Source organism: uncultured Tenacibaculum sp. (genome assembly GCF_947502995.1).
Lineage (GTDB): Bacteria > Bacteroidota > Bacteroidia > Flavobacteriales > Flavobacteriaceae > Polaribacter.
Genome location: NZ_CANNBW010000031.1, coordinates 32,248 through 45,517 on the forward strand (window position 1 = coordinate 32,248; position 13,270 = coordinate 45,517).

The window sequence follows — 13,270 nt, forward strand, 5'->3', positions numbered from 1 at the left end:
ATAAATATTAGTTTCTATATTCTTGTGTATTTAAAATCACTTAGAATTTAATATCTAAAGATACATCTTTGTTGGTAATAGTAAACTTTGCATCATCATATCTTGGGGGACCAAAATTCATTACATTATTAGAAGCTCCATAATCTTCCATCGGCATACCACTTGGTTGAAAGTCCATTTTACCATTACTATTCTTATCATGAAAACAAGTAATTGCATATTCTCCTGCAGGAACATTTTCAAACACAACTACAGATTTACCATTTTCTATTTTTGCTTCTTTAGCTTGAATTGGTTTTCCTATTAAAAAATTTTCTTTGTCAGAAAGAGCAAATTTCACAGTTCCTTCACTTGAAGTAGCATTAATTACTGTAACTGTAATTTTCTGATTTCCTTTCTGAGCTAACACACTATTAAACGTTAATAATGCGAATAAAATAGTACTTAAAAATTTCATTGTATTTAGTTTTAAAGATTAATTACACTTCAAAGATGCAGTGACATTGTTTATTTTAAAACTTATTATTACCGAACTGTAAATTTTACATGATGAATTGTAAATTTTAAAAAAATAAGTTTGAAGTATTGATTTTTTTTATACATTAGCGGCATGCATACAAGCAATAAGACAAATCAAATTTCATTACGCCGACGACGCCCCATGCGACGTAGCTAGTTTATTCTTGCCTAAGAATCAATAGAAATTTGAATTCATCTTATTAACATCATCATGCAATCTTACAATACTTTTTTATCGTTAACATTCATAATTATCACAACTGATAATAGAATTTCTGTACGACGATATTTCCCGCGCCCGTAAGGGCTAATATGACTAATAGAACTTAGGTGAGTCCGGTTCTTCTTCAGAAAAAAAGAGACAACAAACAATTTTAAATTTAAGGTAATGGAAATCATTATTGCCGATATATCACATAAAATTTACGCAGAAGAAATTTGTACTACCATAGAAAATGCAGCTAAAATTAGAGGTACAGGTATTGCAAAGAGAAAACCAGAATATATTATTTCTAAAATGGAAAAAGGTAACGCAGTTATCGCTCTAGATGGAAATACATTTGCCGGTTTTTGTTACATAGAATCTTGGGGACATGGAAAATTTGTTGCCAATTCTGGATTAATCGTTCATCCTAACTTTAGAGGTTTAGGCTTATCTAAGAAAATAAAACAAAAGATTTTTGATCATTCAAGAACTAAGTTTCCAAATGCTAAAATATTCAGTATTACTACTGGGTTAGCAGTTATGAAACTTAATAGTAACCTAGGTTATAAACCCGTTACATTTTCTGAATTAACAACAGATCAAACGTTTTGGGATGGATGTAAAACTTGTGTGAATTATGATGTTTTGACGAGAACAGAACAAAAAATGTGTTTATGTACAGGAATGTTATATGATCCAGCTACCGAAAATAAAAATCAACCTAAGAAATTTAAAGAGAAAACATTCACTAGGTTGAAAAGTATCAAACAACATTTATTCTTAAAAAAAGAGAAAAAATGAAAAAATTAGTTTTAGCATATAGCGGAGGTTTAGACACTTCTTATTGTGCAGTACACTTAACAAAGGATGAAAATTTTGAAGTTCATGCTGTTAGTGTAAATACAGGTGGATTTACCAATGAAGAAATACATGATATTGAAAATAAAGCATATCAATTAGGTGTAAAAACGTATAAAAATATAGATGCAGTTCACAATTACTACGAAAAAGTAATTAAATACTTAATCTATGGAAATGTATTAAAAAACAATACGTATCCATTGTCAGTAAGTGCAGAAAGAATTGTACAAGCCATAGAAATTATTAATTATGCAAAATCTATTGGAGCAGAATATATTGCACACGGTAGTACAGGAGCTGGAAACGATCAAGTTCGTTTCGATTTAATCTTTAACACATTAGCTCCTCATATTAAAATTATTACTCCAATTAGAGATAAAAAGTTAAGCAGACAAGAAGAAATTGCTTATCTACAAAGTCACGGTGTAGATTTATCTTGGAGTAAAGCTAAGTATTCTGTAAACAAAGGTTTATGGGGAACTAGTGTTGGTGGAGATGAAACTTTAACCTCTCACCTAGCCTTACCAGAAGAAGCATATCCTTCTCAACTACAAGAAACAAAAGCTACAGATATTAAAATTTCCTTTGTAAAAGGAGAACCTGTAGCAATTAACGGCGAGAAAGATGCTTCTGGAGTTATCATTGAAAAACTAAACAATATCGCTTCTAAATACGCTATTGGTAGAGATATTCATGTTGGTGATACAATTCTTGGTATTAAAGGAAGAGTTGGTTTTGAAGCCGCTGCTGCTTTATTAATTATTAAAGCACATCACTTATTAGAAAAACATACATTAACCAAATGGCAATTACAACATAAAGATTATGTAGCTAATTGGTACGGAAATCACTTACATGAAGGTTTATATCTAGATCCTGTAATGAGAGATTTAGAAGCCATGCTAAGTAGCAGTCAACAACAAGTAACTGGCGATGTATTTTTAACTTTAAAGCCTTATCATTTTACTTTAAACGGAATTTCTTCAGATAACGATTTGTTACAATCGAAATTTGGTAGCTATGGTGAAATGAATAATGCTTGGACGGCAGAAGACGCTAAAGGTTTCATTAATATTTACGGAAATCAAACTAAAATCTATCAAAATACCAACAGTCATGATTAAAGCTGGAATTATAGGTGGAGCTGGTTATACAGCTGGTGAATTAATTAGATTATTAATACATCATAAAGAAGTAAAAATTGATTTTGTTTTTAGTACTTCAAATGCTGGTAATCCAATTAGCGCGATTCATCAAGATTTAGTTGGATCTATAGATCAAAAATTTACAGACACAATTAATACTAATGTTGATATTTTATTCTTGTGTTTAGGACACGGAAATTCTGGTAAATTTCTTGCGGAACATCAATTTTCTGATACTACAAAAATTATTGATTTAAGTAATGAATTCAGACTTGTAAACAATAAAGTATTTCAAGGAAATGAATACATATATGGTTTACCTGAAATCAATAAAAAGGAAATAATTAATGTGAATTATATTGCAAATCCAGGTTGTTTTGCTACTGCGATTCAATTAGCTATTGCTCCTTTAGCATCAGAAAAACTAATCACAAATAACATTCATGTAAATGCTGTAACTGGTGCAACTGGTGCAGGAACTAGCTTATCAAAAACTACACATTTTACCTGGAGAGATAATAACTTCTCCTATTACAAGCCTTTTACGCATCAACATTTAGGAGAGATTTATCAAACCATAGAAAAATTTCAATCAGAGAGTAAACACCAAGTTTTATTCTTACCGAATAGAGGAAACTTTTCTAGAGGAATATTTGCTACTGTATATACTGAGTTTTCAGGTTCAGAAGAAGAAGCTATTAAAATTTATAAAGAATTTTATAAAGATGCTGCTTTCACTTTTGTTGCTGACCAAACTTTACATCTGAAGCAAGTAGTGAACACTAATAAATGTTTAGTGTATGTTCATAAACATGAGAATCAATTATTAATCACAAGTTGTATTGATAATTTATTAAAAGGAGCTTCTGGACAAGCAGTACAAAACATGAATTTGATGTTTGGTTTTGAGGAAACAGAAGGGTTACAATTAAAAGCTAACTTTTTCTAAACATCAAACTATAAGAGAATATATAATTCGTATTTCAAACGTCATTCTGAATTTATTTCAGAATCTCACCTAGTAGATCATTAATTATGATAAGAAACTGAAACAAATTCAGTTTGACGAATTACAATTTTTAGATAATCTCTTTATCAACTATAAATGAAATCATGAAAATAGCAATCATAGGAACAGGAAACTTAGGAAAATCAATAGCTAAAGGATTGATAAAAGGTCAGAACTTTAATTCGCTTTATTTAACTAAAAGAAACGTAAGTGAATTAAACGATTTACCAAAACAAGAGAATATTATTATCACGAGTGATAATAGTGAAGCAATTCAAAATTCTGATGTTTTAATTTTTGCAGTTCAACCAAAGCAATTGGAAGAAATTTTGTTTCAATCTAAAGAATACATCAGTAAAGAACAACTTGTAATCTCAACAATCACTGGTTTTTCCATAGAAAAAATTGAAAATATTTTAGGTCAAGGGTTTTCAATTATAAGAGCAATGCCTAATACAGCTATTGCTGTAGAAAAATCAATGACTTGTATTTCGGCCAATACTAATGATACTAGTAAAATTACTATTGCAGAATCTATTTTTAATCAACTTGGAAATAGCATGATTATTCCTGAAAACTTAATGCAAGCTGCAACAGTAGTTTGTGCAAGTGGAATTGCGTTTTGGATGCGTTTAATTCGTGCTACAACACAGGCTGCTATTCAATTAGGTTTTGATGCTAAAGAAGCACAGGAATTAGCAATGTTCACAAGTGAAGGAGCTGCTAATTTATTAATTCAATCTGGAAATCATCCAGAACAAGAGATCGATAAAGTAACTACACCGAAAGGATGTACAATTGAAGGTTTAAATGAAATGGAACACAAAGGTTTAAGCTCTTCATTAATTCAAGGAATGGTTGCTTCTTTCAATAAAATTAACACTATTAAAAAAGAACAAATATGAGTTTATTTAACGTTTATCCATTATTCGATATCACTCCTGTAAAGGCTAAAGATGTATATGTGTATGATGAAAGTGGCACACAATATTTAGACTTATACGGAGGACATGCAGTGATTTCCATTGGTCATTCTCACCCTACTTACGTAGAAAAATTACAACAACAACTAGCAAATATTGGATTTTATAGTAATTCTATCCAAAATCCCTTACAACAACAACTAGCAGATAAATTAACAGCTGCATCTGGATGCAAACTTTACGAGTTATTTCTATGTAATTCTGGAGCAGAAGCCAACGAAAATGCTATAAAATTAGCTTCTTTTCATACGCAAAAACATAAAGTAGTAGCTTTTAAAAACGCATTTCACGGTAGAACTTCGGCAGCTGTAGCTGCAACAGATAACCCAAAAATTGTTGCACCGATTAACGCACAACAAGCCGTTGAATTCGTTGAGTTTGGAGACATCGAAGCTTTAACTAAGATTTTAGCTAAAGAAGATGTGTGTGCAGTAATCACAGAGATTATTCAAGGAGTTGGTGGTTTAGATGAAGCTTCTACAGAGTTTTACAAAACTGTAGAACAACTTTGTAAACAATTCGGAACCTTATTGATTGCTGATGAAGTTCAATCTGGTTTTGGAAGAACTGGTGATTTCTTTGCTTTTCAAAAACATGGAATAGAACCAGATATTATTTCAATGGCAAAAGGAATGGGAAATGGTTTTCCTGTTGGAGGAATTTTAATTCATCCGAAAATTAAAGCATCATTTGGTTTATTAGGAACCACATTTGGCGGAAATCATTTGGCTTGTACTGCTACATTAGCAGTTATAGAAACGATTCAACAAGAAAAATTATTAGATAATGTTGAAGAAATTTCGACCTATTTTATCGATAAAGTATCACAAATTTCAGAAATAAAAACAATTAAAGGACGGGGTTTAATGCTTGGTTTAGAATTTGACTTCCCAATTGTAGAATTACGTAAAGAATTGATTTATAATTATCACATCTTTACAGGAAGTTCTAAAAACCCGAACTTACTACGTATTCTTCCTTCTTTAACAGTTAAGAAAGAACATATAGATGTTTTTATCAATGCATTAACAAAAGCATTAGAGTTACAAAAAGTATAAAAATTAATTATCCGTCATGCTGTATTATTTTAAGTATTTCATTAAATAAAGTTTAAAAAAAATTGAAATCCTGATATAAACTCAGTATGACCTTATACAAAACTCAAAACCCATGAAAAAATATACTGAAATCAATGATATTAAAAATATACCCCAAACAATAACAGAAGCAATAGCATTAAAAAAGGCTCCATTTGAGCATAAAAACTTAGGTAAAAATAAAACCTTAGTAATGTTGTTTTTTAATGCTAGTTTAAGAACTAGATTAAGCACCGAAAAAGCTGCTAAAAATCTAGGAATGGATGTTATTTGTTTACAAATTAGTGACTCTTGGAATTTAGAATTTGAAGACGGAACTGTGATGAATTTATCAACATCTGAACATATTAAAGAAGCTGCAAAAGTAATTGCTCAATATGCAGATATAATTGCTGTAAGAGCATTTCCAACATTAAAAGACAAAGAGTTGGATTATACAGAAGTAATCATGAATAGTTTCTCTAAATACGCAGATGTTCCTGTAATAAATTTAGAGAGCTCTACAGCGCATCCATTACAAGCATTAGCAGATGCAATTACTATTAATGAGTTTCATAAAAATGAGAAACCAAATGTAGTTTTGTCTTGGGCACCACACCCTAAAGCTTTACCACAATCTGTAGCGAATTCTTTTGTAAACATGATGCAAAAATTACCTGTAAACCTAACAATTACACATCCGAAAGGTTATGAGTTAAGTACTGAAATCACAAAAGACACTCAGGTAAGTTACGATCAAGAGGAGGCTTTAAAAAATGCGGATTTTGTTTATGTAAAAAACTGGAGTTCATATGAGGATTATGGACAAATATTGAGTCAAGATAACGATTGGATGATCACTCAACATAAACTTAATAATGCTAAATTTATGCATTGCTTACCTGTTAGAAGAAATGTTGTTGTTGAAGATGCAGTTTTAGATTCTGATAATTCTTTGGTGATAAATCAGGCAAACAATAGAACATATGCAGCTCAGGTTGTTTTAAAAAACATCCTCGAAAACTTATAATATGCAAGAATTAAAGATTATAAAAATTGGAGGAAACGTAATCAACAATGAAAAATTATTGAGTGATTTCCTTGATGATTTTGCAAAACTTGAATCACCAAAAATTTTAGTACATGGTGGTGGAAGAGCTGCTTCAGAATTATCAGTAAAAATGGGAATCAGCCCTAATATGATTAATGGACGTAGAATTACTGATGCTGATACTTTAGAGATTATAACTATGGTTTACGGTGGAAAAATCAACAAAAATATTGTTGCACAATTACAAGCTAGAAAATGTAATAGTATTGGTTTTTCTGGTGCAGATGGCAATACTATTGTTTCTGTAAAAAGACCTGTAACTACTATAGATTATGGTTTTGTTGGTGATGTTATTGAAATAAATACTGAAACTTCACGGATTTTACTAGACAATAAAATTAGTCCGATTTTCTGTGCCATTACACACGATGAAAACGGACAATTACTAAATACAAATGCAGATACTATTGCTGCTGAACTAGCAATAGCATTATCTAAATCATACAAAGTTGCGCTTTATTACTGTTTTGAAAAAAATGGTGTATTAACAAATATTACTGATGATGATTCCGTAGTTGAAAAGATTAATGAAAAGATATTTGAAGATTTAAAGCGTGAAGAAATAATTAATGAAGGTATGCTTCCTAAAATACATAACTGTTTACAAGCAATAAAAAAAGGTGTAAACAGTGTTCATATAGGAAATAACGCAATGCCTTTTAACACGAATGTAAAATGTACAACGTTTCAACAATAATGACACAAAAAGAACTTACCTATAGCGCTATCGATCTCTTAAAAAAACTTATAGAGATTCCATCGTTTTCTTCAGAAGAAGATAAAACTGCGGAGGTTTTAGCCTATTGGTGTACGATTCACAGTATTGATTATAAGAGAACAAATAACAATATTTGGGCTGTCAACAAATATTTTGATGAAAGTAAACCAACTATTTTATTAAACTCTCATCACGATACTGTTTATCCAAATAACGGATACACAAAAGATCCACATAAAGCCATTGTAGAAGATGGAAAATTATATGGTTTAGGAAGTAACGATGCTGGAGGATGTTTGGTTTCTTTATTAGCAACATTCACTCATTTTTATCATCAAGAAAATTTAAACTATAATTTAGTTTTTGTTGGTTCTGCTGAAGAAGAAAGTAGTGGTCCAAACGGATTAAATAGCATGTTATCTATAATTCCTAAAATTGACGTAGCCATTGTTGGAGAACCAACATTAATGCAATTAGCTATTGCCGAAAAAGGATTGATTGTTTTTGATGCTAAAGTAAAAGGAACACCAAGTCACGCCGCACATCCTAATAATGATAATCCGATTTACAATACAATAAAGGTTCTAGAATGGTTTAAAAACTACACGTTTGATAAAACTTCAGAAGTTTTAGGTGATGTAAAAATGACAGTCACACAAATTAATGCAGGTAAACAACATAATGCAGTTCCATCTGCAGTAGATTTAGTAGTAGATGTTCGTGTGAACGATAAATATACAAATCAAGAAATTGCTGATTTATTACAAAAAGAAGCTCCTTGTGAAATTATACCGAGAAGTTTACGATTAAATTCATCATCAATAGATAAAAATCATGAATTAATTCAAGCTGGTATAGCTTTAGGTAGAGAAACTTATGGTTCTCCTACCCTATCAGATCAATCAGTTTTAAATTGTCAGTCTGTAAAATTAGGTCCTGGTGATAGTAGACGTTCTCATACCGCAGATGAATTCATTTACATTGATGAAATTAAAGAAGGAATAGATATTTATATTAAAATACTTACTACAATTCTCACTGATCATTGATCAATTAACTAGTAAGTGATAACCGAAAACTGACAATTGAAAACATGAAACTTTGGAAAAAAGAATTTTCTCTAGATAAAGTCATTGAAAATTTTACAGTTGGCAATGACAGAGAGATTGATTTACATATAGCAAAATACGATGTGATTGCTTCAAAAGCACACGCAAAAATGTTGGCTTCAGTAAAAATCATATCTGAAGAAGAAGCAAAACTTTTGATTCAAGCTCTAGATACTTTACTTAAAGAAATAGAAAATGAATCATTTATTATAGAGAATGATTTTGAAGATGTACATTCTAAAATCGAATATGAATTAACTAAAAAACTAGGTGATACTGGAAAGAAAATTCATACCGCTAGATCAAGAAACGATCAGGTCTTAGTGGCTTTACAACTATACTATAAAAATGAATTACAAGTAATTATTGACAAAGTAAAAACTTTATTTAACACTTTAATTCAATTAGCAGAATTACATCAAGAAAAATTATTGCCTGGATACACACATTTACAAGTGGCAATGCCTTCTTCTTTTGGTTTATGGTTTTCTGCATATGCAGAGACACTATTGGATGATATTGAGTTATTAAAAGCTACTTTAAAAATTGTAGATCAAAATCCATTAGGTTCAGCAGCTGGTTATGGTAGTTCCTTCCCTATTGATAGAAATTTTACAACAAAAGAACTTGAATTTTCAACTCTAAAATATAATGTAGTAGCTGCACAAATGGCTAGAGGTAAAAATGAGAGAGTTTTAGCCAGTTCATTAGGTAATTTAGCCAATACATTAAGTAAATTTTCTATGGATATTTGCTTATATATGAGTCAGAATTTTGGTTTTATTTCTTTTCCTGATCAATTAACAACTGGAAGCAGCATTATGCCACATAAGAAAAATCCAGATGTTTTTGAATTAATTAGAGGTAAGTGTAACCAAATTCAAGCATTACATACTGAAATGTTGCTGTTAACAAATAATCTACCTAGTGGTTATCATAGAGATTATCAATTATTAAAAGAAAATAGTATTAAAGCTATTGAAAACACAAAATTACTTTTAGATATTTTCAACTATAGTATTCAGCAAATCATTGTAAAAGATGTAAATATTAACGATGAGAAATATAAATATCTCTTTACAGTAGATAATATTAATAACCTAGTAACTAACGGAACGCCTTTTAGAGAAGCTTATTTAAAGATTAGTGGCGAAGTAGAAAACAAAACCTACGTTCCAGATACTTCAAAAAAGCATACACATATTGGAAGTATTAACAACTTATCGTTAGACAAAATAAAAGAAAAGTTGGATGCTAAACTTTAGTTAAAGTTACTTTTCTGTAAACAATTACTAATATTAAAATGTACTTTGTGATAAATGAATTCTTATGAAAACTATTATTACAGGGTACATTTTTCTATTTACATTATTTAGTTTTAGCCAAACCCAAGAAGTACTTCCTATAGATCAATCGTTTAAACAATTTATAAGTTGTAGAGATTTTACTTTATCAACTAACGGAAAAGAAGCTTACTTTACTATTCAAAACTTAAATGAAAGTAAAGCTGCTATTGTAAAGGCTGAAAATATTAATAATACATGGAGAAATTTTGAAATAGTTTCATTTTCAGGAAAACACAGAGACATTGAACCTTTTTTATCTCCAAATAATTTAAGATTGTATTTTTCGTCAAACAGACCTAAGAATAAAAATGGAAAAGAAGATGATTACGATATTTGGTATGTAGAACGTAAAACTATTAATTCTAAATGGTCTCAACCTATAAATTTAGGAACTCCTGTAAATACAAAACATAATGAATTTTATCCTTCTTTAAGTAAAAAACATAATATCTATTATACTTCAGATCAAAATAACAAAACAAGTAAAGATGATATTTTATTTGCCGAATGGAATGGATCAAACTACGAGCAACCAAAGGTTTTAAATGAAAACATCAATGGTAAAGGTTATGAATTTAATGCATTTATTGATCCAGATGAAAATTTCCTTTTGTATACTATATATAAAGCTAAAGATGGAATAGGAAGTGGTGATTTATACATCAGCATTAAAGATGAAAAAGGTTATTTTCAAAAAAGAAAAAACTTAGGGAATCTGATTAACTCAGAGAGAATGGATTATTGCCCTTTTTATGATGAAAAAACAAATACACTTTATTTTACAAGTAAAAGAGATAATACAAAACTTAAAAAAACAGATAGTCTTTCAGAATTCAATACAATTACTAATGGTTATATGAATGGTCAGAGTAGGATTTATAAGGTAAAAATTGATTTAAATAATCAATAAAACTCATTTCGGAATATTCTCAAACTACAAGAAATAATCGTAAAAATTACGTAAAGCTTTACGTAAATTATAAAAAGACCATTAAGGCTAGTAAGAATCTAACAAATCTATATCTTAAAAAAATACACATTTCTTAAAATTCAAAACTTATTTTATTAAAACATAAAATTTAAAACCATGTACGTTATTAATTTCGCAATAATTATTAACCTATCATTTTTAAAATCATGTTTAAATATTCCCTTTTATTTTACGCTCTATTTTTTGTGATGTCATTTTCTTTGTCTGCACAAAACTCTAATTCAAAAAAATTAGACCAAACAACAAAGGCCATTCATCAAGTCTTAAAAAAAGTAGCTTCTAAAAAAACAACTACAACACAAAATAAAAACAAAAATTGCGCTGGTGATTGTCCTCCTGGATATAATTTATACGCTTGTGGAAGATGTTGGGTAGATGAACAACAAGCTCGTTCTGGTGGATGTAATGAAACTTGTAATGATCCTGTAACACCAGCTTGTAACGATGGAATTCAAAACGGAGACGAAACTGGAATTGATTGTGGAGGTTCTTGTTCAAACTCTTGCGATGTAACTCCACCTCCTACATGTAATGACGGAATTCAAAACGGAGACGAAACTGGAATTGATTGTGGAGGTTCTTGTTCAAACTCTTGCGATATAACTCCACCTCCTACATGTAATGACGGAATTCAAAATGGAAATGAAACCGGAATTGATTGTGGAGGTTCTTGTCCAAATACTTGTAATCCCACATCTGGTTTAAATGCGAGATTATTACCTCCTAATGATAAAATATTACTAACCATTGGTCAAGATTTAAAAACTGTTGCAGAATACGATAATTCTAATTTGTATCCAGCAATGGGAGGAGTTACACAATATGTTGCTTTTTACAATCTTTTAAATCCATCTAATCCACAATATGGAGCATTAGGTGAAAATCCAAATGGAGTTCCAACTGGTATAGACATTAATTGGGGAGCTGGACCTTTAAATAGTCACAGTGGTGCTATAGGTTTTCCAAATTCTAGTTTATCTATAGGAATGAGTATTGCTGAAGGAAATGAATCTGAAACTTGGTGTGCTGGATGTTTGAATCAAATAGGAAATGGTGTTTGGGACGATAATATAAAACGATTTGCAAAATTTGCAAAAGATTATAATGATATTGCCATTTATTTACGTTTAGGTTTTGAATTTGATGGTGCTTGGAATAGATACGATAGTGGTCAATTTAAAAGAGCTTGGAGACGTTTTGTTGATGTAATGAGAGCTGAAGGTGTAACCAATGTAGCTTTTGTTTGGCAGGCTTGTGCTTCTCCTGTTGATGATTTAATTGACAGAAGAAGAGAAAATATTGAAGATTTTTGGCCAGGAGATGATTATGTAGATTGGCTAGGTTTTTCTTGGTTTTTAGTTCCAGATCGTGTCTATGAAAGAAACGGATATCAAGCTGCAACACAAAGACAATTAGCTGATGAAGTAATTAATTTGGCTAGGCGTAAAAATAAACCTGTAAAGCTTTCTGAAACTTCACCTCAAGGCTACGATGTAAGTGCCGGAACAAAATGTAATATTGGGTTTATAGACGGAACTGCTAATTCTAATTGTCAGAATAAATCATCTAATCAAATTTGGAATGAATGGTATACACCAATGTTTGAATATGTATATGCCAACAAAGATGTTATTAGAGCTGTAGATTACATTAATGTGAATTGGGATGAAGACACTTCTAAATTCGGACCTGGGAGTGGATATGCTGAGGGATATTGGGGAGATGCAAGAGTTCAATCTAATACAGGAATTTCTTCAAGATGGAATAACGAAATTGGAAAATCAATTTGGTTACATGGAAGTTCTAATTTGAATGCTACACTATTAAGTGCTATCTCTTCAAGATTCAATATTAAAACTGATGATAATATCAGTCTATTTAATATCTATCCAAATCCAGTAAAAAACACATTGAATATAAACGGAATACCTGAAAACTCTCTAATTAAAATTTATGATACAAATGGTCGAGAAGTTATAAAAACTAAACAGCAAAAAATTCAAATACAAACTCTTCAAACTGGTTTGTATTTTATCAAAACTGAAAAAGGAACAAAAAGCTTTATTAAACGTAATTAAAACAACAAAAAGCCTTTCTTTAAGAAAGGCTTTTATTTTATTTTGTGTCCCGTCCTGAAATAAGTTTACACAATTTAGACTTATTTTATGAATAACACTGTACCCAAGAAAAAGCGAAC

The 13,270-nt window shown here is 30.3% G+C and carries 12 protein-coding genes; 11 read left to right on the top strand and 1 reads right to left on the bottom strand.

Features of this window, described 5'->3' with window-relative positions; translation table 11 throughout:
- Window positions 1-40 precede the first annotated feature (40 nt).
- Entirely contained in the window at window positions 41-457 is a 417-nt protein-coding gene (locus tag Q1A46_RS19595) for a DUF2141 domain-containing protein (RefSeq protein WP_299683114.1), read from the bottom strand.
- 450 nt (window positions 458-907) lie between these two features.
- Here Q1A46_RS19595 and Q1A46_RS19600 point away from each other — a divergent pair, with 450 nt between their 5' ends.
- The 11 genes from Q1A46_RS19600 to Q1A46_RS19650 all read left to right on the top strand — a co-directional run bounded on the left by Q1A46_RS19600 (window position 908) and on the right by Q1A46_RS19650 (window position 13,151).
- Window positions 908-1,525, top strand: a complete 618-nt coding sequence (locus tag Q1A46_RS19600) for a GNAT family N-acetyltransferase (RefSeq protein WP_299620346.1) — start codon at window positions 908-910, stop codon at window positions 1,523-1,525.
- Window positions 1,522-2,709, top strand: a complete 1,188-nt coding sequence (argG, locus tag Q1A46_RS19605) for an argininosuccinate synthase (protein WP_299683116.1) — start codon at window positions 1,522-1,524, stop codon at window positions 2,707-2,709. Before Q1A46_RS19600 ends, argG begins: the two co-directional genes overlap by 4 nt.
- Complete coding sequence (gene argC, locus Q1A46_RS19610) at window positions 2,702-3,679, top strand: N-acetyl-gamma-glutamyl-phosphate reductase (protein ID WP_299683118.1); 978 nt, start codon at window positions 2,702-2,704, stop codon at window positions 3,677-3,679. Before argG ends, argC begins: the two co-directional genes overlap by 8 nt.
- 164 nt (window positions 3,680-3,843) lie before the next feature.
- Window positions 3,844-4,644 (top strand): pyrroline-5-carboxylate reductase, encoded by an 801-nt coding sequence (gene proC / locus Q1A46_RS19615; RefSeq protein WP_299683119.1) that lies wholly within the window; start codon window positions 3,844-3,846, stop codon window positions 4,642-4,644.
- Entirely contained in the window at window positions 4,641-5,780 is a 1,140-nt protein-coding gene (locus Q1A46_RS19620; protein ID WP_299683120.1) for an aspartate aminotransferase family protein, read from the top strand. Before proC ends, Q1A46_RS19620 begins: the two co-directional genes overlap by 4 nt.
- A 112-nt stretch (window positions 5,781-5,892) precedes the next feature.
- On the top strand, window positions 5,893-6,828 hold the full coding sequence (locus Q1A46_RS19625; protein ID WP_299683122.1) for an acetylornithine carbamoyltransferase: 936 nt from the start codon (window positions 5,893-5,895) through the stop codon (window positions 6,826-6,828).
- Between the two features lies 1 nt (window position 6,829).
- Window positions 6,830-7,606 carry an acetylglutamate kinase gene (argB, locus tag Q1A46_RS19630; protein WP_299683124.1) on the top strand — a complete coding sequence of 259 codons (777 nt, stop codon included), beginning with the start codon at window positions 6,830-6,832 and terminating at the stop codon, window positions 7,604-7,606.
- Complete coding sequence (locus Q1A46_RS19635; RefSeq protein ID WP_373456523.1) at window positions 7,585-8,676, top strand: M20 family metallo-hydrolase; 1,092 nt, start codon at window positions 7,585-7,587, stop codon at window positions 8,674-8,676. The genes argB and Q1A46_RS19635 overlap by 22 nt, the downstream gene beginning before the upstream one ends.
- A gap of 44 nt (window positions 8,677-8,720) precedes the next feature.
- A complete protein-coding gene (argH, locus tag Q1A46_RS19640) occupies window positions 8,721-10,001 on the top strand; it encodes an argininosuccinate lyase (RefSeq protein ID WP_299683126.1) in 1,281 nt (426 codons plus the stop codon).
- 64 nt (window positions 10,002-10,065) lie between these two features.
- Complete coding sequence (locus Q1A46_RS19645; RefSeq protein WP_299683128.1) at window positions 10,066-10,992, top strand: hypothetical protein; 927 nt, start codon at window positions 10,066-10,068, stop codon at window positions 10,990-10,992.
- Between the two features lie 227 nt (window positions 10,993-11,219).
- Window positions 11,220-13,151 (top strand): T9SS type A sorting domain-containing protein, encoded by a 1,932-nt coding sequence (locus Q1A46_RS19650; RefSeq protein WP_299683130.1) that lies wholly within the window; start codon window positions 11,220-11,222, stop codon window positions 13,149-13,151.
- Window positions 13,152-13,270 lie beyond the last annotated feature (119 nt).